Annotated in this window: 23 protein-coding genes; 9 read left to right on the forward strand and 14 right to left on the reverse strand. The window is 58.3% G+C overall.

Translation table 11 applies throughout. The features are described 5' to 3' along the window. The first annotated feature begins 43 nt into the window (after positions 1-43). Positions 44-3094: a valine--tRNA ligase gene (locus BM320_RS10700; protein ID WP_090199773.1), complete on the forward strand. Its 3051-nt coding sequence runs from the start codon at positions 44-46 to the stop codon at positions 3092-3094. Positions 3095-3155: 61 nt separating this feature from the next. On the opposite strand, the gene BM320_RS10705 is transcribed toward BM320_RS10700, so the two are convergent. Next, positions 3156-3317, reverse strand: coding sequence for a twin-arginine translocation signal domain-containing protein (locus tag BM320_RS10705; RefSeq protein ID WP_090199775.1), 162 nt, complete (start codon positions 3315-3317; stop codon positions 3156-3158). Between the two features lie 76 nt (positions 3318-3393). Between BM320_RS10705 and BM320_RS10710 the strand changes: the two genes are divergently transcribed. Beyond that, entirely contained in the window at positions 3394-4497 is a 1104-nt protein-coding gene (locus tag BM320_RS10710) for a pyridoxal phosphate-dependent aminotransferase (RefSeq protein ID WP_090199779.1), read from the forward strand. A gap of 81 nt (positions 4498-4578) precedes the next feature. Here the strand turns inward: BM320_RS10710 and BM320_RS10715 are convergent, their stop codons facing one another. Next, positions 4579-5232 carry an outer membrane protein gene (locus BM320_RS10715; RefSeq protein WP_090199781.1) on the reverse strand — a complete coding sequence of 218 codons (654 nt, stop codon included), beginning with the start codon at positions 5230-5232 and terminating at the stop codon, positions 4579-4581. Positions 5233-5420: 188 nt separating this feature from the next. Beyond that, positions 5421-6596 carry a pyridoxal-phosphate-dependent aminotransferase family protein gene (locus tag BM320_RS10720; protein ID WP_090199783.1) on the reverse strand — a complete coding sequence of 392 codons (1176 nt, stop codon included), beginning with the start codon at positions 6594-6596 and terminating at the stop codon, positions 5421-5423. 127 nt (positions 6597-6723) lie between these two features. Between BM320_RS10720 and BM320_RS10725 the strand changes: the two genes are divergently transcribed. Beyond that, positions 6724-8514, forward strand: coding sequence for an ABC transporter ATP-binding protein (locus BM320_RS10725; protein ID WP_090199785.1), 1791 nt, complete (start codon positions 6724-6726; stop codon positions 8512-8514). After that, on the forward strand, positions 8507-9238 hold the full coding sequence (ygfZ, locus tag BM320_RS10730; RefSeq protein WP_090199787.1) for a CAF17-like 4Fe-4S cluster assembly/insertion protein YgfZ: 732 nt from the start codon (positions 8507-8509) through the stop codon (positions 9236-9238). The genes BM320_RS10725 and ygfZ overlap by 8 nt, the downstream gene beginning before the upstream one ends. On the opposite strand, the gene BM320_RS10735 is transcribed toward ygfZ, so the two are convergent. Both BM320_RS10735 and efp read right to left on the reverse strand, forming a co-directional pair. Beyond that, positions 9228-10256 (reverse strand): serine hydrolase domain-containing protein, encoded by a 1029-nt coding sequence (locus tag BM320_RS10735; protein ID WP_165615031.1) that lies wholly within the window; start codon positions 10254-10256, stop codon positions 9228-9230. The two genes, ygfZ and BM320_RS10735, sit on opposite strands and share 11 nt — an antisense overlap. 105 nt (positions 10257-10361) lie before the next feature. Beyond that, complete coding sequence (gene efp / locus BM320_RS10740; protein WP_090199791.1) at positions 10362-10925, reverse strand: elongation factor P; 564 nt, start codon at positions 10923-10925, stop codon at positions 10362-10364. Positions 10926-11136: 211 nt separating this feature from the next. Between efp and BM320_RS10745 the strand changes: the two genes are divergently transcribed. Beyond that, entirely contained in the window at positions 11137-11460 is a 324-nt protein-coding gene (locus BM320_RS10745; protein WP_090199793.1) for a DUF6280 family protein, read from the forward strand. 118 nt (positions 11461-11578) lie between these two features. Continuing rightward, positions 11579-13030: a cobyric acid synthase gene (locus BM320_RS10750; RefSeq protein ID WP_090199795.1), complete on the forward strand. Its 1452-nt coding sequence runs from the start codon at positions 11579-11581 to the stop codon at positions 13028-13030. On the opposite strand, the gene BM320_RS10755 is transcribed toward BM320_RS10750, so the two are convergent. The 9 genes from BM320_RS10755 to nth all read right to left on the reverse strand — a co-directional run bounded on the left by BM320_RS10755 (position 13027) and on the right by nth (position 22695). After that, a complete protein-coding gene (locus BM320_RS10755; protein ID WP_090199797.1) occupies positions 13027-13683 on the reverse strand; it encodes a hypothetical protein in 657 nt (218 codons plus the stop codon). The two genes, BM320_RS10750 and BM320_RS10755, sit on opposite strands and share 4 nt — an antisense overlap. Before the next feature lie 68 nt (positions 13684-13751). Continuing rightward, positions 13752-15125 (reverse strand): TolC family outer membrane protein, encoded by a 1374-nt coding sequence (locus tag BM320_RS10760; RefSeq protein ID WP_090200583.1) that lies wholly within the window; start codon positions 15123-15125, stop codon positions 13752-13754. Positions 15126-15175: 50 nt separating this feature from the next. After that, positions 15176-15802: a protein-L-isoaspartate O-methyltransferase family protein gene (locus tag BM320_RS10765; protein ID WP_090200585.1), complete on the reverse strand. Its 627-nt coding sequence runs from the start codon at positions 15800-15802 to the stop codon at positions 15176-15178. Between the two features lie 150 nt (positions 15803-15952). Then, a complete protein-coding gene (locus tag BM320_RS10770) occupies positions 15953-17026 on the reverse strand; it encodes a DUF1513 domain-containing protein (RefSeq protein WP_090200587.1) in 1074 nt (357 codons plus the stop codon). Position 17027: 1 nt separating this feature from the next. Continuing rightward, positions 17028-18044, reverse strand: a complete 1017-nt coding sequence (locus BM320_RS10775; protein WP_090199799.1) for an imelysin family protein — start codon at positions 18042-18044, stop codon at positions 17028-17030. Next, a complete protein-coding gene (locus BM320_RS10780) occupies positions 18041-19528 on the reverse strand; it encodes a di-heme oxidoreductase family protein (protein WP_090200589.1) in 1488 nt (495 codons plus the stop codon). The genes BM320_RS10775 and BM320_RS10780 overlap by 4 nt, the downstream gene beginning before the upstream one ends. Positions 19529-19615: 87 nt before the next feature. After that, positions 19616-20878, reverse strand: coding sequence for an imelysin family protein (locus BM320_RS10785; RefSeq protein WP_090199802.1), 1263 nt, complete (start codon positions 20876-20878; stop codon positions 19616-19618). Between the two features lie 183 nt (positions 20879-21061). Then, positions 21062-22054, reverse strand: a complete 993-nt coding sequence (locus BM320_RS10790) for an adenosine kinase (RefSeq protein ID WP_090199805.1) — start codon at positions 22052-22054, stop codon at positions 21062-21064. Continuing rightward, positions 22051-22695, reverse strand: coding sequence for an endonuclease III (nth, locus tag BM320_RS10795; RefSeq protein WP_090199807.1), 645 nt, complete (start codon positions 22693-22695; stop codon positions 22051-22053). Before nth ends, BM320_RS10790 begins: the two co-directional genes overlap by 4 nt. 95 nt (positions 22696-22790) lie before the next feature. On the opposite strand from nth, the gene BM320_RS10800 reads away from it, so the two are divergent. From BM320_RS10800 to BM320_RS10810, 3 genes are all read left to right on the forward strand, one after another. Continuing rightward, the gene (locus BM320_RS10800) at positions 22791-23630 is read left to right on the forward strand and encodes a bifunctional helix-turn-helix domain-containing protein/methylated-DNA--[protein]-cysteine S-methyltransferase (protein ID WP_090199809.1); all 840 of its coding nucleotides are present in this window, start codon (positions 22791-22793) and stop codon (positions 23628-23630) included. A 173-nt stretch (positions 23631-23803) separates the two neighbouring features. After that, entirely contained in the window at positions 23804-24421 is a 618-nt protein-coding gene (locus tag BM320_RS10805) for a hypothetical protein (RefSeq protein WP_090199811.1), read from the forward strand. A 257-nt stretch (positions 24422-24678) separates the two neighbouring features. Then, positions 24679-25335, forward strand: a complete 657-nt coding sequence (locus BM320_RS10810; RefSeq protein WP_090199814.1) for a YiaD family glycine zipper/OmpA-like lipoprotein — start codon at positions 24679-24681, stop codon at positions 25333-25335. The last annotated feature ends 92 nt before the right edge of the window (positions 25336-25427 follow it).

Raw genomic sequence — 25427 nt, forward strand, 5'->3', positions numbered from 1 at the left:
TGCCCATTGGGTATTCGGTCCCAAAGAATATGGGAACGTGACAATGGCCATGGACAAGACATTCGACGCAAAAACCGCTGAAAAACGCATCTACGAGATGTGGGAAAACGCGGGCGCATTTAAGGCAGGTGCAAACGCCAGCCGCGATGAAACCTTTGCAATCATGTTGCCGCCACCCAATGTCACGGGCCATTTGCACGTGGGCCACGCGTTCAACCACACGATCATGGACATGCTGACGCGCTGGAAACGGATGCAAGGTTACGACACGCTCTGGCAGCCCGGGCTGGATCACGCAGGCATCGCGACACAGCTGATGGTCGAAAAAGAACTGGCCGCAACGGGCCAGCCCAAGCGCACGGAACTCGGCCGCGAGAAATTCCTAGAAAAAGTCTGGGAATGGAAAGGCGAAAAAGGCGGCATGATCGAACAGCAGGCCCGCCGTCTGGGCGACAGCATGGATTGGTCGCGCTCTGCGTTCACAATGTCCGGCGCCGAAAGCGCGCCAGCGACAGAAAAGCCCGGCAATTTCCACGATGCAGTGCTGAAAGTGTTTGTTGAACTCTACAACCAAGGCAAAATCTATCGCGGCAAGCGTCTGGTCAACTGGGACCCGCATTTCGAAACCGCGATTTCCGATCTCGAGGTCGAAAATATCGAAGTCGACGGCCACATGTGGCATTTCAAATACCCGCTCGCGGGTGGCGAAACCTATGAATACGTCGAAAAAGACGAAGACGGGAATGTCACCCTGCGCGAGACCCGCGATTATATTTCCATCGCCACAACCCGCCCCGAAACCATGCTGGGTGACGGCGCGGTTGCGGTGAACCCCAAGGATGAACGCTATGCGCCCATCGTCGGAAAACTGTGCGAAATTCCGGTCGGGCCAAAGGCGCAGCGCCGCCTGATCCCCATCATCACCGACCCCTACCCCGATATGGATTTTGGATCGGGTGCGGTGAAAATCACCGGCGCGCATGATTTCAACGACTACGAAGTCGCCAAGCGCGGCAACATCCCGATGTATTCCCTGATGGATACCAAAGGCGCGATGCGCGCCGATGGCAAACCTTACGTCGAAGAGGCCGCAACCGCCCAAGCCATCGCCAACGGCGCACAGGAATTCGACGAGGCAATGATCGCCGCGATGAACCTTGTCCCCGAAGAATACCGCGGGTTGGACCGGTTTGAAGCACGCGCCAAGGTCGTGGCCGACATCACCGCCGAAGGGCTGGCCGTGATGCATGACGTGACCCGCATTGAAAAAGACGAAGACGGCAATAAGGTCGAAGTGACCGAGACAGTGCCATATGTCGAAGCCAAGAAAATCATGCAGCCCTTTGGTGACAGATCGAAGGTCGTGATCGAACCCGCGCTGACCGACCAATGGTTCGTCGACACCGATAAAATCGTCGGCCCCGCGCTGGATGCGGTAAAAGAAGGCCGCACCAAGATCATGCCGGAATCAGGCGAAAAGGTATTCTACCACTGGCTGGAAAACATCGAACCCTGGTGCATTTCGCGCCAACTCTGGTGGGGGCATCAGATTCCGGTTTGGTATGGGCCACGTATTTCCCGCAATGACAAAACTGGCCAAGAATGGCTCGACTTTGACAATCCAGTTGTCTTGTGCGCTCAGAATTTCAATGAGGCCTTAGACCTTTATCACGATCATAAACAAGGTTGGGGTGGTGCTGCATTTGATCTGCAGTACCTCGAAGCAGAGAATGCAGAAGCCGCCGAAAAGAAAACGCGCGAGAACCCTGGAAACAACTATCTCTGGCGCGACCCTGACGTGCTCGACACATGGTTCTCCTCCGGCCTCTGGCCATTTGGCACACTCGGCTGGCCCGCCGAAGACGAGGCGATGAAATACTTCCCCGGTGACGTGCTTGTCACCGGTCAAGACATCCTGTTTTTCTGGGTCGCCCGCATGATGATGATGTCGCAGGCCGTTTTGAAAGACGACCCGTTCCACACCGTCTATCTGCACCAGCTTGTCCGCGACGAAAAGGGCGAGAAGATGTCGAAAACCAAGGGCAACGTCATCGACCCGCTGGATATGATCGACGCTTACGGTGCGGACGCGCTGCGCATGTCCAATGCGGCGATGGCGGCACTTGGCGGCGTGCTGAAAATCTCCGAGGACCGGATCAAAGGCTACCGGAACTTTGGCACCAAACTTTGGAACGCGTTCAGCTTTGCCCAGCATTATGAAATCGCCTATCCCGGCGATGCCCAGCGCCCTGTCGCGACGCAGACAGTCAACAAATGGATCATCGGCGAAACCGGCAAGGTCCGTGAAGAAGTTGACGCAGCGCTGGAATCCTACCGTTTCAACGACGCGGCAAACGCGCTTTATGCCTTCACATGGGGCAAGGTCTGCGACTGGTATCTCGAATTCTCAAAACCCATCTTGCAGGGCGAGGACGCCGCCGCCAAATCCGAAACCGAACAGACCCTGCGCTGGGTACTGGACCAATGCCTGATCCTGCTGCACCCGATCATGCCTTTCATCACCGAAGAACTGTGGGGCCTTGCCGACAGCCGCGCCAAAATGCTGGTCCATGCCGATTGGCCGACCTACACGGCGGCGGAACTGGTTGACGCCGACGCCGACCGCGAAATGAACTGGGTGATCGCCCTGATCGAAAACACACGATCCGCGCGCGCCCAAAGCCATGTGCCCGCAGGCGCCAAAGTAGCACTGGTGGTGACCGGGCTTGACGCCAAAGGCCAATCTGCATGGGATAATAACGCAGCATTGATCCAACGGCTTGCGCGGATCGACAGCCTCACAGCGGTCGACGCCTTCCCCAAAGGTTGCGTGACGATCCCGATGGACGGCGGCACCTTCGGCCTACCGCTCGCTGATCTGATCGACGTCCCCGAAGAAATCGCGCGGCTTGAAAAGACGCTGCAAAAACTAGCCAAGGAATTGGGCGGGTTGCGCGGACGGCTAAACAACCCCAATTTCGTGGCCTCCGCCCCCGAAGAAGTCGTCGCCGAGGCCAAAGAAAATCTGGCGCTGCGCGAAGGCGAAGAAGCCCAGATCAAAGCCGCAATCGCGCGGCTAAAAGAATTGGGTTAAACATAGCGGGGCGGTCACTTCTGATCGCCCCATTTCTCTTTTCCAATAAATACTCAAAAAACTACGGCACAACCCGTTCAACCGCGCGCATCATGCCTAGCCCTTTGTCATAGACCAGCGTCAACACGCGGCGACCGCCTGTTTTACTGGCGATTTGCGGGAGGGCGCGTGCGGCAACGGCGGCACCTGTGCTGGCCAGAAACCCGCGTCTTGATAATTTCATCACAAATCCTCTTGTTGCGAATGATTCTCATGTAATCACGATTGCATTGGTTTCAAGTCCCAGCTTATCTAGCGCCATGACAAAACCAGCCCTGACCGCTCTCGCCCGATCCTTGCCCGCCTCTGTCCCTTTTGTCGGCCCAGAGGCCGCCGAGCGCGCGAATGGCAAACCCTTCATCGCCCGCCTTGGGGCCAATGAAAACACGTTCGGCCCTTCGCCGCGCGCGATTGCGGCAATGCAAAAAGCCGCGTCAGAGGTCTGGATGTACGCCGACCCCGAAAGCCATGATTTGCGCATAGCCTTGGCCGTGCACCACGGGGTAGCACCTGAAAACATTATGGTTGGCGAAGGTATCGACACGCTGCTTGGCGTGCTTGTGCGGCTTTATGTCGGGCAAAATGATCCTGTCGTGACATCAGACGGGGCCTATCCGACGTTCAATTACCACGTCGCGGGGTTTGGTGGGGTGCTGCACAAGGTGCCCTATCTTGACGACCATGAAGACCCCGCATCCCTGATCGCCAAGGCGCGCGAAGTCGGCGCCAAGCTGATCTATATCGCCAACCCCGACAACCCGATGGGGACATGGCACAACGCGGATGTGATCGACCAGATGATCGCGGATGTACCCGACGGGTCATTGCTCGTGCTTGACGAAGCCTATATCGAGATGGCCCCCGCAGGCACCGCCCCCGCAATGCAGATCGACAATCCGAACCTGATCCGGATGCGCACATTTTCAAAGGCGCACGGCATGGCAGGCGCGCGCGTGGGCTATGCGATTGGCGCGGCTGAGGTGATTGACGCTTTCAACAAGGTACGCAACCACTTTGGCATGGGCCGGATTTCGCAGGCTGGCGCGCTGGCGGCGCTGGCCGATCACGACTGGCTTGCGCATATCCAAACCCAAATCGCACAGGCCCGCGACCGGATCACCCAAATCGCAGCAGACAACGGGCTGACCGCCCTGCCCTCTGCCACCAATTTTGTCGCGATCGACTGCGGCCAGGACGGCAATTTCGCGCGTCGTGTTCTGGCGGCCCTGATCGCCCAAGGCATTTTCGTACGCATGCCCTTCGTCGCCCCCCAAGACCGCTGCATCCGCATTAGCTGCGGCACGCCAGCGGAAATGGATAGGTTTGCGGAGGCGCTGCCAAAGGCGCTGGACACAATGTCATAGGTTAACTCTAGGTGCCGGCAACAAAAACGCCGACCTTTGATTTCCACAAAGGTCGGCGAAAACTGGCGGCTCACAATTAGTTTAGAATTGCATGCCAAGGCGCACTGAGAACGTATCAAATCCTGAATCGTCCAACTCATATGTTGGCGCATAATCAAGCGTTCCGTTCAATTCACGACGATAGAACTCAGCACCAATAACGTACCGCTCCGCGATTTGGTAATCCACCCCAACGCCGTAACCCAACCCGGTCATAGCTTGAAGTGGTTCGCCATCTTCAGCAAACGGAGAAACGCTGTAGCCGAGCGAGCCATAGACTAACGCACTGCCAAAGGCATAGCCGCCCCGTGCTTTGAGATCAATTACACCCTCATACTGCTGCTCTTCGAAACCGTCTGGAGTTCCGCGAACTTCACCAAACACGGCGCTTAACTCGCCACCATAAACCAGGTTACCGCGCTGAACATTGTAGCCCGCAAATAGGCCAGGCAAATTGCCCTCCACGACATAGTCTCCGTTATCGAAAACGCCGGGGGCAGAGTAATAGTTCGTTTCTCCGGTCGCTTGACCGTAGGATAGACCGCCGTAGAAACCACCCCAATCAGCAGTCGGAGTGGACGCTGCCATAGCAGGCGCAACTACCGGAGCCTCAACAACAGGCCCTGCAACACTACCCGCTGTTGCCGATGTCGACAGTGCAGCCACAATCAAAGCACCAAAAATAGAAATCTTCATGTTAATTCTCCAGAAAATAAATACGTTCTAATTGTACTTAAATGGCGGGGTATGGCAAATAGATTTCAGCCTCAGAGCTGCACACAAGTACATTTGTATCGGGCTTGCAACGCCTCATGCAGCTTACGCAATGCCAATTAGGCTTACAAAATTAGTCGAACGCATGTGTGCCTTGCTCCACCCACCATCTAGGCCGTCGCAATCACCTCGGACGCCGCATCAAGCGCGCCGCGCCCGTGCGGGATGTTGAGTGCTTTGAGCCCTGCATCAATTGTACCCAGCGCGCCCATGATCATATGACCGCTGACATGGCCCATATGGCCGATGCGGAAGTAATGCTCTTCGGGGACGCGGCCCAGCCCGATGCCCAGCGTCAGCCCGCATTTATGTTCGGTCCAGCGGCGCAGCTCCAGCGCCGCGTCTGATCCCATCGCGATGGATGTGACCGCGTGCGACCGTTGCGCAGGGTTCGCGACGTTCAGTTTCATCGGCCCGTCAGCCCCCCACACATCGACGGCGGCCCAGACGGTTTGGGCGATTTTGGCGTGGCGGGCAAATACGGCGTCCAACCCTTCGGATTTGATCAGGTCAAGCGCGGCGCGCAGCCCGTAAAGATGATGCGTAGGCGCTGTCCCTGCAAAATATTGGTAATAGACTTCAGGCTTCACCCGTGGCCGCCAATCCCAATAGCGCGATACGGCTGTGTTTTGGGCTGCGCCCGCCTTGTCGTTGAAAAACACAAAGCTGATACCGGCGGGCGTCATCAACCCCTTTTGGCAGGCGGACACCATCACATCAACGCCCCAGCCATCCATTTCAAACCGGTCACATCCCAGCGACGCAATGCAATCAGCCATCAACAGCGCGGGGTGACCGGTGCGGTCAAGCACCGCGCGCAGCCCTGCGATATCGCTTTTGACACTTGTCGATGTGTCCACATGTACCGCCAGAACCGCCTTGATCCGGCCGTCCTGATCCGCTGCAAGCGCCTGTTCGGCACGGTCGAGATCAATCGCCGTTTGCGCCCCGAAATCGATGATTTCAACCTTGGCGCCCAGACCTTCGGCAATCTCGCTCCAGCCGATACCAAACCGGCCGGTCGCCAGCACCAGCACCTTGTCACCCGCGGCTATCACATTGGCCAGCGCGGCCTCCCATGCGGCGTGTCCGTTGCCGATATAGATCGCCACATTGTGATCGGTCAGCGCCACCGATTTTAGATCGGGGATCAGGCTGTGGGTCAGATCGTGCAATTCGCCTTCGTAGATATTGGGCGATGCGCGGTGCATGGCCTGCAAAACAGGGTCGGGAATCACCGAAGGACCGGGAATCGCCAGATAGGGGCGACCGTATGACAAAGACATGGGGCTGCTTTCAATAGTGGTTATGCGCAGACACTATCGCCAAGCCGGACGGGGTCAAGCCTAGCGAACTTGCCCCGCCCCCCTATTTGATATTAGACGTGCATGAACCTGATCCAAAGGACACGCGATGGCCGCGCCTATCCCGCCCAAAGACCCCAGCAAATCGCAATCGGCGGTCACCCTGTTCTGGTGGTTGTGGAAGGATTATCTGCGCCCGCAAAAATGGCTCTTGGTTGCGGCGATCTTCTTTATGATGATCGAAGGGTCGATGCTCGCGCTGATCTCGCGGATGATCCAGCCGATGTTCGATGATGTCTTTGCCGCCGCAGACGAAAGCGCGCTTTATTTCGTGGCTTTCGGGATATTGGGCATCTTTATCGTGCGCGCCCTGACGGCAACGGCGCAACGCTTGCTGATGACGCTGGTCGTGCAATTGACAGCCGCAAGCATGCGCAAGCACCTGCTACGGCATATGATGACGCTTGATAGCGGGTTTTACGCCATTCACCCGCCGGGCCAGCTGATCGAACGGGTGCAAGGCGATGTCGGATCAATCAATTCCGTCTGGAGCGGGATCATCACAGCCCTTGGCCGCGACCTGATTTCCGTGATCGGCCTGTTTGGTGTGGCGCTTTGGATTGACTGGCAATGGACGCTGATCGCTGTGGTCGGCATCCCGATGCTGGTCATGCCGTCGCTGCTGGTGCAATCCTATATCCGCAGGCGCGCGCGCAATTCGCGCGAAATTGCGGGCAAGATATCGACGCGGCTGGACGAGGTATTCCACGGCATCAACCCGATCAAGCTGAACGCGCTCGAAAACTATCAGGGCGGCCGCTATGACGCGCTGATCAAAGAAGGGGTCAGGGCCGATATGCGCACCGCCGCGGGCCAATCCGCCGTGCCTGCGCTGATTGATATCATGACAGGCATCGGGTTCATGGGCGTGATGCTTTATGGTGGCGTTGAAATCATGTCCGGCGAAAAAACCAATGGCGAATTCATGGCGTTTTTCACGTCGATGTCTTTGGCCTTTGATCCGTTGCGCCGTCTTGGTGCCATGAGCGGCCAATGGCAAATGGCCGCCGCCAGCGTGGAACGGCTGCAAGAGGTACTGAACCTGAAGCCGTCCATCGTATCCCCCAAGATACCTGCGAAAGCCGCACAAGGCTGCCCCGAAATTGTGCTGCGTGACGTCAATATGCAATACGGCGAATTGCCGGTGCTGCGCGGTGCGGGATTTGTGGCCAAGGCAGGAAAAACAACGGCGCTGGTTGGCGCATCAGGCGCGGGCAAAAGCACGATTTTTAACGTGCTCACCCGATTGGTCGAACCCGGCACGGGCGATATCACGATTGATGGCACGCAGATCAAGGACTTTGACCTGACCGAACTGCGTGGCCAGTTTTCGGTGGTCAGTCAGGATGCTGCGCTCTTTGACGAAACCCTGCGCGACAATATCCTTTTGGGCCGCGAAGATGTCACTGACGCGCATCTTCAGGCCGTGCTGGATGCGGCCCATGTCAGTGATTTTCTGCCGTTGCTGCCCGACGGGCTTGATAGCCCTGCGGGTCCGCGCGGGTCGAACCTGTCGGGCGGGCAACGCCAGCGGGTGGCCATTGCCCGCGCGCTTTTGCGTGACACGCCGATCCTGCTGCTCGACGAGGCCACAAGCGCGCTTGATACAAAGTCCGAAGCCATCGTCCAAGCCGCGCTGGAACAGCTTTCCGCAGGGCGCACAACGCTTGTGATCGCGCACCGGCTGTCCACCGTTCGCAACGCCGACTCCATCGTGGTCATGGATCATGGCCGCGTCATCGATCAAGGCACTCATGATGAATTGCTGGCGCGTGGGGGCATCTACGCGGATCTTTACAATTTGCAATTCTCGCAAGCCGAAAGCGAAGATAATGACTGATCGTACCGTTCTGGCCATTGGCGGCGCGGACCGCGTCACGTTCCTGCAAGGGCTGGTCACAAATGATGTCGCCCGCGCGCAAGGCGGGATCATCTACGCCGCCCTGTTGACGCCACAGGGCAAATATATCGCCGATTTCTTTGTTATCGGTCAGGATGACAGGCTGTTGGTTGATGTCGCCACCAGCCACGCCCCGACGCTCGCACAGCGGTTGATGATGTACCGTCTGCGCGCGGCCGTCACGATTGAAGAAACCCCGCTGATCGTGTCGCGCGGCACTGGCCCCGCCCCCGCCGATGCGCTGCAGGACCCGCGCCACCCTGACATGGGCTGGCGCGCCTATGGCGACGCGGATGTCAGCGATGACACTGATTGGGACGCGCTGCGTGTCGCCCATATCATCCCTGAAACGGGGATCGAACTTACCCCTGAAACCTATATCCTTGAGACGGGGTTCGAGCCGCTCCACGGCGTGGATTTCAAAAAGGGCTGCTATGTCGGTCAGGAAATTATTGCGCGGATGAAGCACAAGACCACGCTGCGTAAAGGATTGGTGCAGGTCAAAATTGACGGCGCGGCCCCTGTAGGCACAGTGATCGAAACCGCCGACGGCAAAGAGGCCGGCACAGTTTTCACGCAATCCGGCGGACGCGCGCTTGCCTATCTGCGGTTTGACAGGGCCACCGGACCGATGACCGCCGCGACGGCGCGGATCACGCTTTAGCGTTCAGCGCCTGCGCCATCAGCGCGATCCCCAGCTTTGCGACTTTGCGCATCCGACCTTCGCCACTGATCACAAAACCGACCGCGTTTTGTGCGGGAACGATTGCCAGAAGCCCGTACCAAAGCCGGTTCGACCCGTCATGCCCCCATGCCATCTGGCCCGTGCCGGGAATACCAAACCGCATCAGCCCCATGCCATAATCGCCGCCAAGCGTGTCGGTCATCCGCTGCATATGCGCGCGGGCAAGCTGCGCATTATCGCCCTGCTCTGCCGACAGCAAAAACCGGCCCCATGTCAACATATCCGCAATCGACAGATGCATCCGCCCCGCAGGCGTAAACACCGGCGGGTTGTCGGCGCGGGGCGCTTGTGGGGCGACGGGGCGCTTGAACAGACCCAATGCAGACCGGTGCCCGCGCAAACCGGCAGGCGGGCCGATGCCAAACGACGACAAACCAAGCGGATTTATGATGCGCGCGCGCAGCAGGTCTTCCCACGACTGCCCTGTCACCGTTTCAATCACATAGGCCGCAAAAATATAGCCGATATTGGAATATTGGAATGCACCTGGCTTTCCCGGCAATGGCGCACGCCACTGTGCCGACAGCAACTGGTGCCGGTCTTGTTTTCCGGCATATAGCGCCAGCATATCCGCGCGGTTCGGGTTGGGTTGTATTCCGGCACGATGCCCCAGAACCTGCGCGAGCGTCAGCGCCCGCCAATCGGAATGCATGTTTTCTGCGTCAAAATAGGTCGCAACAGGTGCGTCAATGTCGATCTGCCCGTCCTGCGCCAGCATCAGCACCAAAGCGGCGGTAAATGTCTTGGTAATTGATCCGATGTGCCACGCGGCATCAACGGGAACCGGCGTCAGGTCGGTGCGGCTTTTGGTGCCGCCCACATAGATTTCCGGCGCGCCACCGCCGCATTGAAACCCGAACCCGCCGGAAACCAGATTGCTTTGGGAAAACTGCTGTTCAAACGCCCTGCCAAGGGGGGAATTGCGGTTGCTGTTCACGGCGGCTCCTCTTGATTTTATACGACCTAAATGGCGTTTTCTGGTCATAAAAACAAGAAAGACCGCCCCAAAGGGCGGCCTTTGCAACACTTCAGGCGGTAAAACCTAGGCGCGTTCAACATATTCGAAAAGTTCGGTGTTCACGACGATATCTTCGTCCTGCCCCACAAACGGCGGGATCATCACGCGCAGGCCGTTGTCCAGAATTGCGGGCTTAAAGCTGTTAGCGGCGGTCTGGCCTTTGACGACAGGCTCTGTCTCGGCGATTTTGCACACGACCTTGAGCGGCAAAGTCACGTTCAGCGCTTCTTCACCGTAATATTCGATATGAACAACCATGCCGTCTTGCAAGAACGGGCGGCGATCGCCCAGAATATCCGCAGGCAGCGCGATTTGCTCGTAGGTTTCGCTGTCCATAAAGGTCAGCATATCGTCGGCTTCAAACAGGAATTGCTGGTCCTTTTGATCAAGCGTCACACGCTCGACCTTATCGGCAGAGCGGAACCGTTCGTTCAGCTTGCGGCCATCGCGCAGGTTTTTCAGCTCGACTTGCGCAAAAGCGCCACCCTTGCCGGGTTTGACGTGGTCGATTTTGACAGCAGCCCAAAGACCGCCTTCATGTTCCAACACATTACCTGGGCGGATTTCATTACCGTTAATTTTAGGCATTTGGGGCTTCACTTCGCGTTTGAGAAAGGTTGATTGATGCTGGAGAAAGCCTATATATCTACAGTGATAGGCTGGCAAGATCAGGCAAACAGCATTTGGAGCCATGCACCAAACGCATAGCTGCCATTCCAAAAGAGCGCCCCCGAATCGGGCTTAAACATGCATATTGCCCGTCACGCAAGAACTGCAAGAGCAAAATAAAGGAAGCAAGATGAGAGATTTTGTCGACGGTACCGCCTTTAACAATGAACAAGGTAACCGTGCGCGCAAATTATTCGCTGCTGTTGTGCTTGCAGCACTCGATGATGCGATTGCTGATGACAAGAAATACGGCAACGGGCCGGAACAAATCGCACGCTGGGCGCGGTCACGCGACGGGCGCGAGGTGTTGTCATGCGCGGGTATCGACCCGAATGAACGTGTTGTCAGCGGTTTGATGGATTTTGTCGGCAAAGGTGTGCGCACTTCTGTTGCCCTGTCACGCGAAGAAAGCGAACGTCGCAACGCGGCCGAACAGGAAGCACGCGCTGCCTAGGCACATTGCACAGCTTCGTAAAAGTTTTATGAACGCGCGGCCCCTCGGGGCTGCGTTTTTGTTTGTGGCAATGCCCGCGTTTGCATATCCCTAGCGCAACAGGACTGGCAGGACGCAAATGACCAAAGCAATCATGATCCAAGGCGCAGGATCCAATGTGGGGAAATCCATGTTGGTGGCGGGCATCGCGCGCGCCTGCGTCAAACGCGGACTGTCGGTCGCGCCGTTCAAGCCGCAAAACATGTCCAACAATGCCGCCGTCACTGCCGACGGGGGGGAAATCGGCCGCGCACAGGCGTTGCAGGCGCTTGCCTGCGGGCTCGCGCCGCTGGTGGATATGAACCCTGTGCTGCTAAAGCCTGAAACTGACACAGGCGCGCAAGTCATCGTGCAAGGCAAACGCTTTGCCACGCTACGGGCGCGCGATTACGGCAAACAAAAAGCCCAGTTGATGCCTGCAGTTCTGGACAGTTTCCGGCGCATCGCACAGGGGCGCGATCTGGTGATCATCGAAGGCGCAGGCAGCCCCGCCGAAGTAAACCTGCGCGCGGGCGATATTGCCAATATGGGCTTTGCCGCTGCGGCAAACGTGCCTGTTGTGCTGGTCGGTGACATTGATCGCGGTGGCGTCATCGCGCAACTGGTTGGCACCCATGCGGTGTTGCCAGACGATGACCGCGCCTTGATCAAAGGCTTTGCCGTCAACAAATTTCGCGGCGATACCAGCCTCTTCACCGACGGGATGGCCACGATTGCGGCGCGCACAGACTGGGCCGATCTGGGGGTGATCCCCTGGTTTGGCGACGCATGGCGCCTGCCCGCCGAAGATGTGATGGACATCGCCAGCCGCAAAAGCGGCGCAATCAAAATCGCCGTGCCGCGCCTGAACCGGATCGCCAATTTTGACGATCTTGACCCGCTGTCAGCCACCCCCGGCGTCAGTGTTGACATCATCAACCCCGGTCGGCCCCTGCCTGGTGATGCGGATCTGGTCATTATCCCCGGATCAAAATCCACCATCGCCGATCTTGCCGATTTTCGCGCGCAGGGCTGGGATATCGATTTGCAGGCCCATATCAGGCGCGGCGGGCATGTCTTGGGGATCTGCGGCGGCTACCAGATGCTAGGCAGACAGATCATCGACGATGACGGCATCGAAGGGCCGCCCAGCCGTGTCAACGGCTTGGGCCATCTGGATGTTACAACGGTGATGAAACCGCAAAAACGGCTGGCCCTGTCACGTGCGACATATCTGCCGACGGGCGATGCGGTGGACGGGTATGAAATCCATATCGGCGAAACCGACGGGCCGGATTGCGCACAGGCATTTCTGTCGCTCGACGGGCGGCCCGAAGGCGCCGCGTCACCCGACGGGCGGGTCAAGGGGTGCTATGTGCACGGGCTTTTTGCGGCGGACAGGTTCAGAGCCGCATTTCTGGCGGCGCTTGGCAAACCTGTGGCTGCATATGACTACGGGCGCGGCGTCGAACAGACGCTGGACGCGCTTGCCGCGCATCTTGAAACACATATGGATCTGGACAGGCTGCTTGCGCTTGCCGGGAAAATCTAGTCGAGCCCCTTGCTCACCAGAACGCGGTTGATCTCGCGGCGGACCAGCTTGCGCACGTTGCGGGTGATACGTTCACCCAATTCGCCGCTAAGTTCCTGATGCACAATTTCAACGACCAGCTCGCGCAGCGCGTCTTCGTCGATACCGACGGCAGGGGCATCGTCATCAGCGACTTCTTGCTCATCACCCAATGCCATGCGCAGGATCGGCGGGTATTCGGGCAGTTTTGACGAATCAACAAGCCGCGACTGAAATGCCGCCGCAGCCCATTCGGTATCATCTAAATTCTCGCCTTCATCGGCTTCCCAATCGTCGGCCTGCGATGTCACTGCGGCTTCCAATTCGGCGATGGTTGCCTCAAGCCCTGCGCGCTCTGAACGGTTGTTCGGCTCAAGCACAAGGATTTTGCTGACCTCATCGGCATGCCGAAATGCAGGTTCTTCGTTGGTTTCGTGAGCATCTGTTGCAGGTTCAGCCTGCGGTGCGGGCATCGCGGGCGCTTGCGGAACATCCACGCGCCACGCCGGTGTCAGGATCAGACGTTCGATCACACCGCTCGGGGCGGGTTGTTCACCGGTACGGACAGAAACCAGATTGCGCACTGATCTTAGCAATGCATCGTCAACATTACCCGTGCGTGCCGTATGAGACATGGTGTTTCCCTCGTTCCGTAGCCTTGGTTAAAAGCTAACTGATAACGAGATGTTAAACAACTATTAGCTTATTCTTCGCCAATCGCGCGCAGCACCCGATCAAGCGCGCGGCCCTGCTCGGACAAAAGCGGCGGCGCGTCTTTGACCAAATTGTAATAGGCCGCTGGATCATATTGCTGCACGGGCAGGCGCAGATGTTCGGCTGTCAACAGCCCCATCGCGGCCAATACCGCATAGGATGCGATCACCTCGTCTGCCTGACTGGAAATGCGGCTGGCTTGGGCATCCAGCAGTTCCTGCTCTGCGTTCAATACCTCGAGCGTGGTGCGTGACCCGAGCGTTGCTTCCTCGCGGATGCCTTCAAATGCCACGCGGGCCGCAGAAATCTGACGGTCAGAGGCTTCGCGCGATGCGCGCGCAATTTGCAACGATGCATAGGCATTGCCAACCTGCTGTTCGACGCTCGCCATGGTCAGATATAGCCCCGAACGTGCCGCATCACGGCGCGCGATCAGCTGCCGCATGGCGCTGGCGATCTGGCCACCGGCATAAATCGGGCCGCCGACGCTGATCCCGATTTGACCGGCCTCAACCGAATCCTGATTGGTGGAAATGGATCCGTCAATCGTGACCGACGGCATGACCGCCGCTTCACCGCGCTGGATATTCAGCTCTGCGGCGGCAACGGTATGCTGGACTTCGCGCACGCTGGGGTGGTTGCGCACGGCGTAATCTTTGGCTTCTGTCACGGTTTGCGACACTGGCGCGGGCGACACGGCCGCCGCACCGCTGGGCATATGGCCGATAGCCGCGTTATATTCTTCCATCGACTTCACCAAAGCCCCTTGGGCTGCTGCCAACAGGCTGCGCGCACCGGCAAGCCGCGCTTCGGCTGATGCGACATCGGTACGGGTCACTTCGCCCACTTCGAACCGGTCTTGGGCGGCGCGGAATTCTTGGGTGATTACGCGCACGTTGCTTTCGCGCAGTTGCACAAATTCCTGATCGCGGCGCACATTCATATAGGCCTGTACTGCGCGCAGCAGAATATCCTGTTCAACGCCGATCAGGGTCTGACGGGTGCTTAGCACCAGTTCTTTTTGCGCATCAACCGCCAAACGGCCGGTGCCCCCGTCATATAGCGTAAAGCTGCCGCTGATCGCCGCAATTGCGGTATTGGTCGCCGCACGTTGTGATGCAGGCAAGGCATTGTTGATCGAACTTGATGCGGAAATCGACCAGTTGATCACCGGCAATGTCGCCCCGACCGCAAGCGCGACATCTTCGTCAGCGGCCCGCAGCAAGGCACGGTTTTGCTCCAGCAAACCCGAATTATTATAGGCCGCCGTCAAGGCCGCCGACAGGGTTTCCGCCTGCGCGGCCGGACTTGCGAAAGCAACAAAAGCGACTGCGACAGCAGCAAACCGATTGCGTTTGATCATGGGTTTCTCACTTGTTTGTTTGCTGCGCGCTTTGCCAGTCATTCTACGGATTAAAGCGCGAATTCCGTCGTTTTTGTGAAACCCGCGACCAAAGGTGCGCTTGCGTTAAAGGCAAACCGCCAGTTCACCACGCCGTCAAGCTTGTGACCGACACGCACAACGCCAAGGCTGCCCTCGGCAAAGATACAGGCAATCCGGCCACCGTCACGCAACTGCGCAAGCACCGCGTCAGGCACGGTTTCGACGGCGCCTTGCACCATAATAATATCAAATGGCCCCGATTTTGCAGAACCTTCAGCCAAGGGGCCTGTCATGACCGCCGCATTGTCGATGCCTTGGGCAGACAGCAGGGTTTGCGCCTCTTCGGCGCGGGCTTCGTTGTCTTCGACAGCCACAACAAATTCGCACATATGCGCCAGCACCGCAGTGGAATAGCCCATCCCGCAGGCCAGATCCAACGCCACATGCCCCGGCTGGATATCGAGCGCATCCAGCATTTTGCCCAATGTGCGCGGTTCCAGCACCGTGCGACCGCCGCCGATGTCAATATTTTCGCCGACATAGGCCGCTTCGCGCAGGTTGTCGGGGACAAACTGTTCGCGTGGCACAGCCAGCATCGCGTCAATGATCGGAAATTTGGTTACATCAGAAGGGCGCACCTGTGTGTCGACCATCATTGTGCGGCGGGTGGTATAGTCTGTCACGATCTAAACTCTTTCGTTCAGTATGGTTTGATGTTTCATGCCACACAAGGGCGTCCACGGCAACGATTGATCTAGTCATGCACGCGCGTCAGCGCAAGCGCGGGGTGCACAACTTTCTATGTGCTACGCCCCGACGGGCACGATGTGATTGTCCCAAGCCAGCGGCGCGCGCGCCCCAAGCTGTAGCTGCCCTTGGGCAATCTGGCCCAATTGCCCCTGCCCGTTGCTGATAATGAACCCCGCGCCACGTGCAGCAACGCCGCCCGCGTCAACCGCCACGATCTGATGGCTGAGCGCATTTGTCGCGACATCGAATACCTGCGTCACCCCGCCCACGGGCGATGTCACCGCAACCTGATCACCGGCACGTGAAAACGCGATGCTGCCGACATAGCCGCGCATCGCGCGCATGTGGTCCGCGGATGCCGCGAGCGGCACAATCGGCTGCCCCTGCCGATGGAGCCCAGCCAAAACCGCAGGGTCACCGTCGCCCTGCCATTGCATCCCGAATGCCACCTGCCCGTCCGCGACATCCAGATGACGGATCGAATTCTTGTGCATATCCGGTGCAAGCGCCACAGTTTCGACCACCAGCCCATCGTGCAGATAGGCCAGATTAGGGGCCATAGTCGCGATATTGAGCTTTGTGCGGCCGCTGTCTGGATGCGTGTCGATCCCGCCATTGGCGACCACAAAAATATCGCTATCCCCCATACGTTTGATTTCATGCGGACCGATCCCGCCGCTGGCAAATTCGCCCGCGCGGGTATAGCCTGCCCGCACATCCCAAACGCCAATGCGCCCTTGTCCGGCTTCAAAGTCGTTTTCGGTCGTCAACAGCCAGTCACCATCCGCCGAAAACGCGCCATGCCCGTAGAAATGGCGCCCGCGTGGCGCTGTCATTGTCGATTTCTGCAAGCCGCTTGCGCAATCAATCACCGTCGCAAATGTCCCCGGGCGGCGGGCAAAGGCAACGGCTTCGGGCCGTGTCGGATGTGCCGCCGCCGCATGGCCGCGCGCGGGCAGCGGGATCTGGAACACAATCGCATCGCCCGCACCGATCCCGCACAGCACATAGGACCCGTCGGGCAAGGCTGCCGCCGCAACAAATTGCGGCGATCCGGCGTCGGCCCATGTCGGCGTTGGCGCAAGCCCCGTCGCCAAAAGCCCTGCTAAAAACTGCCGCCTGCTGGTCATATCAATCGCCGTCCAGCGCGTTGAACCCTGCCACAACGCCCAGCTTTGGCCCCAGATCATTGCGCACGGTCGCGCGGATCGCATCGATCGATTGCTTGAGAACCTCTATCGCGAACCGCCCGCTAGGGTCGGTAACACCTGCAAATACCGGATCATCAAGCTGCGCCACGCGGGCTTGCGCGCGGGCAAACCCGTCCGCAACCACGTCAGATACCTGCGCATCACCCGCTGCCAAAATCTGCGCCAGTTCACCAATCGCCGCCAGTGACAGCGCAACATGGTGCGCCGATCGGCCAGAGCGCCAGACTTCGGCGCGTGTTGGACGCGGGCGGTCAAACGTGCCCAACGGACGGCCCAGACGCGTATCACCCAAGAATTCCAAACCCGTGGATACCGCTTTGAACAGCTCTTGGGCGGCTTCTTCTTGGGTGCGGTAATGGCCCGTTTGCGATGGCGCGCGCATATCCGCAGCGTATGTACCGCGCCAATCCGCATCAATCGCACTGGCGAGCGCGGCAATATCCGCAGTCACGGTCTGGACCAGCGCGCAGCGGTAGGCCGCATCGCCCGCCGCCAGCGCCGCGTCATCATAAAGCAGGAATTCCAGCGCATAGAACCCGCGCGCGGCGATCGACACATCGGCATAGGCATCAGCATCCAGACCAATCGGGTCTTCGTCCGCGATCAATGACAGCAAACTGCGCGGGGTCACGCCGCGGCTATCGGGCCAAAACGCCAGCGCAAAGGCGCGGTCATCGTGCTCGGTCGGGCCAAAACGCAGGTGGCTGACCCCGACCCATGCGTCAAAGGCCGTGCCGTAGGCAGCGCGCAGCGCAGGCGACGCGGCATCGCAATTATCCTGCGCCACGTTGGCAAGCTGCTGCGCATCTGTCGCCAGCCGTTCAAACCGCGGCAAGATATGGGCGTCAATGGCTGCGCCAGTCACATCTGACAGCGATTGCGCGCTGACAGCACCTGCCCCCAAAAATATTGCGATTGCACAAAACAGACGTTTCATAGGCTCTCCAGAAAGGCGATCAGATCGGCGCGGTCGGCGGGCGTCATCGCAACCACTGTATCACGCATAACCTGTGCTTCGCCGCCATGCCAGAGGATGGCTTCTAACAAATTGCGCGCGCGGCCATCATGCAAGAAATTACTGTGCCCGCTGACTTGTTCAGTCATCCCGATCCCCCAAAGCGGCGGCGTGCGCCATTCGGTCCCCGTGGCACGGGCTTCGGGGCGGCGGTCGGCCAAACCTTCGCCCATGTCATGCAGCAACATATCCGAATAGGGCCAGATCAGCTGGAAACTTTGGGCCGTTTGCGGTTCCAAACGGTGGGTCACAAAACTGGGGGTATGGCAGGCTGTGCAGCGGGTTTCGTAAAACAACTGCTTGCCGCGCAAGACCTGCGGGTCATCCGCATTGCGGCGCGCGGGCACACCCAGATTGCGGCTGTAAAAGGTAATCAGATCCATGCCGGTTTCATCAACTTCGGTGACGCGCACATCGCCGTCACCATGTGGCGCGGTCTGGCAATCCTGCTGGGCTTGGGTGCATTCGCCCGCGCCATTCGGGAACAAGGGCGATGAAATCCCGATATCTCCCGAAAACGCAGCCGCCGATTGCTGGCGCACTGTGGGCGCCCCCGCCTTAAGCCCGAAGCGGCCCAGCATCGGCTGGTCAAATTCCAACGACCACACGATATTCGGACGCCCAGACACACCATCGCCATCAGCATCATCGGGGTCCGCATTGGCCAGAATATCCGCCGCCGGAATCGCCTCGAGCAGACCAAGCCCTATCATTTGCGGTGCAATGCGCGGGCTGATCATCGCGTCGGGATGCAACGGGCCATAGCCCAGATCAGCCGCCACATATATGGGCTGGCGCAGTTGCGCGACCTCGCCGCCTGCCAATGCGACCTGCGTTTCGGTATAGCTGACTGCAAGCCGGTATTCCGCCCGATGCCCCTGCACCGCGAAATCCTGCAATTGGCTCCCATAGGTCGGGTCCGGCAGGGTCGCGATATAGCCTTCGATATCAGCGGTTTTTTCGTCATACCCGCCAGGAATTGAGATCCGCAAAAACAGCGACACGGCACTGTCATCTGCATCAACTGGCGTATGCCCGCGCCCGTCCTTGATATGGCAGCGCTGGCAGGACCGCGCATTATAAAGCGGCCCAAGCCCGTCTGACGCCAATGTCGATGATGGTGACGACACCCAAAGCTTGCGAAAAAACCCGTTGCCGACCTTGAACGTCAGTTCGTCCTCAAAGCTGATATTGGCCGAAGCCTGCGAAAACGCATCTGCATCGCGGCGCGCGCGCACCGTAGCGGCGCCTGCAGGGTTTTCTTCGAACGCGGCTGGCGCGGTAAAATCCGATGTTAGCGCGGTCACAGCATCAACGCGCGCCTGTTCATCGGCGGTGCGCGCAACGATGTTCAAGTGCGGCTCGTCCAAGACACCCGCCTGCGCGACGCCAGCCGATCCAAGCATGAGGCCTGCAAAGAAATAGGTCAGCCGCACAGCGTATCTTTCTTTCGTGAATTGGCGCGGCCCCTTGTGGCACCGCGCCTGTGGTATTTACTTGAATACGGCCTCTGGCGCATCCAGACTATCAGAGCCTTCAAACGCGATCTGATCAACGCCCAGCGCCGCAACAACCCGCTCGAACGACCGTGTCTGGTCAATCAGACCGTTCACGCCGCCCATGATCAGGGCTTCTCCGCCCGCGTTGCCGCGTTCCAGCATCTGGTCATAAGCAAACCCTGCTTCGGCAGTGGATTTGATCCGGCCAAGCGCCAGCATTGTGGTTGCCAGTTTGCTTTGCACTTCGGCGTCCAATGCCGCATCGGTTTCAGCCACAAGATCAGACAGCGATGGCCCTGTTACCAATGTGCCATCAACGCGGATGTATTCGCCCAAGTAAACGTTCTGGATGCCCAAGCCATCGTAATAGTGGCTGTTGTGCGTGTTGTCAGAGAAGCAATCATGCTCTTCTTCCGGATCATTAAGCATCAGCCCAAGGCGCATACGTTCGCCCGCTTGTTCACCATAGGACAGTGAGCCCATGCCGGTCAGGATTGCAGAAATCCCTGTGGCATCGGTTTCGGACAATGCGGCGCGTGCATCACCGCCCTCGACCCATTGCGCGGCCATCCATTCCAGATCGGAAACCAGCAAATCAGTCGCGGCTTTCAGATACGCGGCGCGGCGGTCACAATTGCCGCCGGTGCAATCTTCGCCCGCTGCGTAGTCTGTCCAAGGGCGGCTGCCTGCACCTGCGCCGTGGCCGTTCAGATCCTGACCCCACAGCAGGAATTCAATCGCGTGATAGCCTGTTGCGACGTTTGATTCGACACCGTCTGCCTCGTGCAGGGTTTCCGCCAGCAGCTCTGGCGTGATCGCACTTGCGTCGACTTCGGTGCCGGACAATGTGAATGCAGGGCTTGCCACAACGTTCAACGCGGCAAAGTGGTTTTCGTCGGTGGCACCACCATAAGACAGATCAACATAATCGATCAAACCTTCGTCCAGTGGCCACGCGTTCACTTTGCCTTCCCAGTCATCGACAATCGCGTTGCCGAAACGGAAAACTTCGGTCTGCTGGTAAGGCACACGCGCCGCCAGCCATGCTGTTTTTGCGGCTTGCAGTGCTTCGGCGGATGGATCAGCAATCAGCGCGTCAACGGCGGATTGCAGCGCGACCGCAGTGATGCGCGCATCATCATAGTTTGCAGCGGCGATATCGGCATAAGTGGTCAACACGTCAGCCTGCTCTACGGCCAGTGCGGGGGTCGCAATGCAAAGGCCAAGCGCCGTTGAAAGAAGATAGTTGCGGGTCATGTGGGTTTCCTTTGGGTCGGTAGATCGGATTGCTTGCCTGCATCGGCTGGCGGGATGAATGCGGCTTACCTGATCATTTTAATCAACATTGTCAATCCGAGTTTTTTACTCGGGATAGAAAAATCGCAAAAAAAGGGCGGGCGCATCCCTGCACCCGGCCCCCGTTCTAGTCGTGCGCCAGTGCTAGATCAGCCCGTGCGCCGTGAATAACGCATTCAAATCCGCCTCGGGGCGCGCGCCGATATGGCTGATTACCTCTGATGCCGCGACATTGCCCATCTTGCCGCAGGTTTCGAGGTCATAGCCGTTTGTCAGCCCCCACAGAAACGCGCCCGCAAATAAATCGCCCGCGCCGGTGGCATCAACGATCTGGGTTGGCACCGCAGGCACCAGCCAGCGCTGGCCATCCGCCAAGACGTAAACGCCGTTTTCACTATCGGTGCAGGCAACAATCGCAACCTCTGCCGCGGCCTTGGCCAGTGCGGCGTCAAAATCATCCGTTTGATACATCGACAGCATTTCTGCGCGGTTGCAGAATAGCAGATCGACATGATCCTTGATCATCTCGCGGAACGCATCGCGGTGGCGATCGATGCAAAACGGGTCTGACAGGGTGATCGACACCTTGCCGCCCGCCCCTTTGCAGGCGTCAATTGCCTTGGCAAAGGCCGCGTGGCTGTCTGGCCCGTCAAAACGGTAGCCTTCAAGATAAATCCATTCAGCTTCGGCCATTTGGGCCACATCAATATCGTCGGGCGACAAAAATTCGGTCACCCCCAGATAGGTATTCATCGACCGCTCACCATCGGGCGTCACGATCACGATGCAGCGGCCTGTTTCGGCCTCTTCGGTCTTGGGGGCCAATGTGGTTTCATAAACGGCACCTTGGGCGCACAAATCATGGGCAAAGATCGCGCCCAACTGGTCATCCTTGACCTTGCCGACATAGGCCGTGCGCCCGCCCAGATGCGCGATGCCCGCAATCGTATTGGCGGCCGATCCGCCGCTGATTTCCTTGGCAGGGCCGATGCTGGCATAAAGCGACACCGCGCGGTCCATATCAATCAGCTGCATGATGCCTTTGCCGATTCCGGCCTCTTCCAGAAACGCATCTTCGGCGCGGGCCAAAACATCGACCATCGCGTTGCCAATACCGACAACCTGAAACTTCTTCATAGGTTCTTATCCTCGAATAAACATAGATCGCGGATCAGACAGGCCGCGCATTTGGGTTTTCTGGCGACGCATGTATACCGCCCGTGAAGGATCATCCAGTGGTGGGCGTGCTGTTGAAAATCGGCAGGTATATGGTCCTCGACCGCGCGTTCAACCGCATCGACGTCTTTGCCAACAGCCACGCCCGAACGGTTTCCGAACCGAAAGATATGTGTATCCACCGCCTGCGCGGGCTGATGCCACCACATATTCAGCACAACATTTGCCGTTTTGCGGCCGACACCAGGCAAGGATTGAAGCGCGGCGCGCGAATTGGGGACTTCACCGCCAAATTCATCGACCAGAATCTGGCTCATCTTGATGACGTTCTTGGCCTTTTGGCGGAACAGCCCGATGGTTTTGATATGTTCGGTCACGCCCTCCAGCCCAAGATCAAGCATCTTTTGCGGCGTATCGGCGATTTTGAACAGGGCGCGCGTGGCTTTGTTCACGCCTGCATCCGTGGCCTGCGCCGAAAGTGCGACGGCCACGACCAATGTGTAGACATTCACATGCTCAAGCTCGCCTTTTGGCTCCGGCTCGGCGGTGTGAAAGCGCGTAAAAATCTCGCGGATCGTGTGATAATCAAGCTGTTTTACCATTGCTTGGGTATGCCTTGCCCGCAACCGCGGGGCAAGCCACAGATGCGCAATAATCGGGTCGCTTTTGGCGCGCGAACTATCCTAGGGTGGGGACTATGGAACACAATGAACCCTATCACTATCAGGTCATGCGCCGCGCGATTGATGCGATTGACGCCGCAGGCGACACGCAGCGCAGCCTTGCGGATCTGGCCGCCGACATGCAAATGAGCCCCGCGCATTTCCAGCGGCTGTTTTCGACATGGGTGGGTGTATCGCCCAAACGGTATCAACAATATCTGACACTGGGGCACGCCAAGACCCTGCTGCGCGAACGGTTTACCACGCTGGACACGGCGCAATCGGTTGGGCTGTCAGGATCGGGGCGGCTTCACGATCTTTTCGTGCGCTGGGAGGCGATGAGCCCCGGCGATTATGCCCAAGGCGGCGCTGATCTGACAATTTTCTGGGGCTGGTTTGAAAGCCTCTTTGGGCCCGCGCTGGTCATGGGTACGGATCGCGGCATTTGCGGGCTGGCCTTTGCTGGCGAAACCGGACCCGATGCAACAATGGCCGATATGGTCTCGCGCTGGCCCAAAGCGGATTTTCGCGAAAATTCAGCGCGCCTGCAGCAATGGGCGCAGTGCGCGCTTGGGCAAACAGGCGAAACGCAGCTGCACATGATCGGCGCACCGTTCCAGTTGAAAGTCTGGGAGGCGCTACTGCGTATCCCGTCGGGCCACGTCACCACCTATGGCGAAATCGCAGGATCCATCGGCAACCCCAAAGCCGTGCGCGCCGTCGGCACCGCCGTCGGGCGCAACCCTGTTAGCCTGCTGATCCCCTGCCACCGCGCATTGCGCAAATCCGGCGCTTTGGGTGGCTATCATTGGGGGCTACCGGTCAAGCGGGCGATTCTGGCATGGGAATCAGCACGCGCGGATGCGGCGCAGTAGTTATTTTATGATCGGGCCTAGAAACAGTGGCCAGAAATCATGCGCAGCACGAGCACATAAAATATGACGGGACACATTGTTAGCCAGCTTCTAGGGTGGGCTTACCTAGACTATGAGAGCCGACATGTTACGCGGCCCTCAGTGCCGCTGAATATTGCCGCTCAATCGCCTGAATGGATCAAGATAATTTCGTAAATCATGGACAGTTCAATATGATTACAAGAATCGAGAAAACGCCCAGCGGCTATGCCCTCATCGGAAAGAATCCGCTGGGGCCAGTTGCACAAGTGGCGGGATTTTGTGCCTTTGTTCTGCTGATCGGTGCAAGCGTCTGGCTTGCGCTGTCAGGCATTGCAAATTGGCAAGAAAACGGCGTTGTAATGGTACTATGCGCGGCGATGACAGCCGCGTTCGGCGCGCTTATCGGATACGCAGGGTTAGCAAATATCAGGTTGGATGGGGAAATCGACCTCAACGCCGGACGCGTTATCCTGAGGCGCTCATCACGCATTCACGCAACCAAAGTAACAACTATTCCTTTTAACCGAATCGAAGCTGTATTTTGCGAAGACGGAAGCGCCGAAGAAACCGTTCAAAAAAGCCGCCAATCACTCGTACTCAAGCTGCGCGATCCTATCGGGCGCGCCGCAATAGACATGCCATCTGAGGACGCGAATAGTCTGCGTGATGTGTTATTGCACGCGCTTGGGCGGGCGCCTGCACCCGTCATAAGTGACGGGAAATCACTTGGTTCCCGTATCGCTTGGGAAGTCGCGGAGCGAAGAAGATAGGTACCATATCTACACTTACTACGCCCCAAATTGACGCCATACCAAACAACGTGCGGACCTTTTTTGGTGTGTGTAGGCTGCATTGCATGGCACCGTGGTGTTTCATCAGTTGCCCCCATCGCGGCCCAAACCTGTAATAATGTCAGATGGAACCAATCCAGATTTTACTTGTTATTGGATAACACTGGCATATGGCGCATAAGCTGGGCTATCCAGAACGCGCAATTTGCGCACCCATATCAAATGGAAAACAACCTATGATTATTTCAAAACTTCCCCTTGCGATCGCCGCTTCGGCGTTGATGTTTGTCACCGCCTGTGACGGCACGGCCCCCAATGGCAACCAGAACGCGCAACAAGGCGCGATGATCGGCGCCGCCGCCGGTGCTGCCGCCGGTCTTTTGACCAACCGTGACCGGTCGAACGCGGACCGCAACCGTGCAGCCCTTTTGACGGCTGTTGCGGGCGCAGGCATTGGTGCCGCTATCGGCAACAACATGGACCGTCAGGCCGAAGAACTGCGCCAAAGCCTTGGTAACGGTGTTGGCGTTACCCGTCAGGGCGACAACCTGATCGTGACCTTGTCTCAGGACATCCTGTTCGCGACAGATAGCACCGCCGTTTCGGGCGCGTCACAAAACGACCTGCGGATCGTGGCGCAATCGCTGAACAACTATCCGAACACAACTGTAAACGTCGTGGGCCATACCGATAACACAGGCGACGCGAGCTATAACTTTGACCTGTCACAGCGCCGCGCCCAAGCGGTGGCAAGCGTACTGCGCAGCGGTGGTGTTTCATCGTCACGTATCCGCGCCATCGGTGCCGGTGAAGACCAGCCCATCGCGTCAAACCTGAACGCATCAGGCCGCGCGGCCAACCGCCGCGTCGAAATCATCATCACGCCAAACTAATCTCTGGTAAGATGCCGATAGAAAGGGGTCGCATCGCTGCGGCCCCTTTTTCGTTGTGCAATCGTCCGCGCGGTCATATAAATTTACCAATT

The organism is Yoonia tamlensis (genome assembly GCF_900115105.1).
In the GTDB taxonomy this organism is placed as follows: Bacteria; Pseudomonadota; Alphaproteobacteria; order Rhodobacterales; family Rhodobacteraceae; genus Yoonia; species Yoonia tamlensis.

Coding starts and splice junctions, on each gene's coding strand:
- BM320_RS10700 (WP_090199773.1), top strand. CDS start 44: ATGGCCATGGACAAGACATTCGACGCAAAAACCGCTGAAAAACGCATC.
- BM320_RS10705 (WP_090199775.1), bottom strand. CDS start 3,317: ATGAAATTATCAAGACGCGGGTTTCTGGCCAGCACAGGTGCCGCCGTT.
- BM320_RS10710 (WP_090199779.1), top strand. CDS start 3,394: ATGACAAAACCAGCCCTGACCGCTCTCGCCCGATCCTTGCCCGCCTCT.
- BM320_RS10715 (WP_090199781.1), bottom strand. CDS start 5,232: ATGAAGATTTCTATTTTTGGTGCTTTGATTGTGGCTGCACTGTCGACA.
- BM320_RS10720 (WP_090199783.1), bottom strand. CDS start 6,596: ATGTCTTTGTCATACGGTCGCCCCTATCTGGCGATTCCCGGTCCTTCG.
- BM320_RS10725 (WP_090199785.1), top strand. CDS start 6,724: ATGGCCGCGCCTATCCCGCCCAAAGACCCCAGCAAATCGCAATCGGCG.
- ygfZ (WP_090199787.1), top strand. CDS start 8,507: ATGACTGATCGTACCGTTCTGGCCATTGGCGGCGCGGACCGCGTCACG.
- efp (WP_090199791.1), bottom strand. CDS start 10,925: ATGCCTAAAATTAACGGTAATGAAATCCGCCCAGGTAATGTGTTGGAA.
- BM320_RS10745 (WP_090199793.1), top strand. CDS start 11,137: ATGAGAGATTTTGTCGACGGTACCGCCTTTAACAATGAACAAGGTAAC.
- BM320_RS10750 (WP_090199795.1), top strand. CDS start 11,579: ATGACCAAAGCAATCATGATCCAAGGCGCAGGATCCAATGTGGGGAAA.
- BM320_RS10755 (WP_090199797.1), bottom strand. CDS start 13,683: ATGTCTCATACGGCACGCACGGGTAATGTTGACGATGCATTGCTAAGA.
- BM320_RS10760 (WP_090200583.1), bottom strand. CDS start 15,125: ATGATCAAACGCAATCGGTTTGCTGCTGTCGCAGTCGCTTTTGTTGCT.
- BM320_RS10765 (WP_090200585.1), bottom strand. CDS start 15,802: ATGATGGTCGACACACAGGTGCGCCCTTCTGATGTAACCAAATTTCCG.
- BM320_RS10770 (WP_090200587.1), bottom strand. CDS start 17,026: ATGACCAGCAGGCGGCAGTTTTTAGCAGGGCTTTTGGCGACGGGGCTT.
- BM320_RS10775 (WP_090199799.1), bottom strand. CDS start 18,044: ATGAAACGTCTGTTTTGTGCAATCGCAATATTTTTGGGGGCAGGTGCT.
- BM320_RS10780 (WP_090200589.1), bottom strand. CDS start 19,528: ATGCTTGGATCGGCTGGCGTCGCGCAGGCGGGTGTCTTGGACGAGCCG.
- BM320_RS10785 (WP_090199802.1), bottom strand. CDS start 20,878: ATGACCCGCAACTATCTTCTTTCAACGGCGCTTGGCCTTTGCATTGCG.
- BM320_RS10790 (WP_090199805.1), bottom strand. CDS start 22,054: ATGAAGAAGTTTCAGGTTGTCGGTATTGGCAACGCGATGGTCGATGTT.
- nth (WP_090199807.1), bottom strand. CDS start 22,695: ATGGTAAAACAGCTTGATTATCACACGATCCGCGAGATTTTTACGCGC.
- BM320_RS10800 (WP_090199809.1), top strand. CDS start 22,791: ATGGAACACAATGAACCCTATCACTATCAGGTCATGCGCCGCGCGATT.
- BM320_RS10805 (WP_090199811.1), top strand. CDS start 23,804: ATGGATCAAGATAATTTCGTAAATCATGGACAGTTCAATATGATTACA.
- BM320_RS10810 (WP_090199814.1), top strand. CDS start 24,679: ATGATTATTTCAAAACTTCCCCTTGCGATCGCCGCTTCGGCGTTGATG.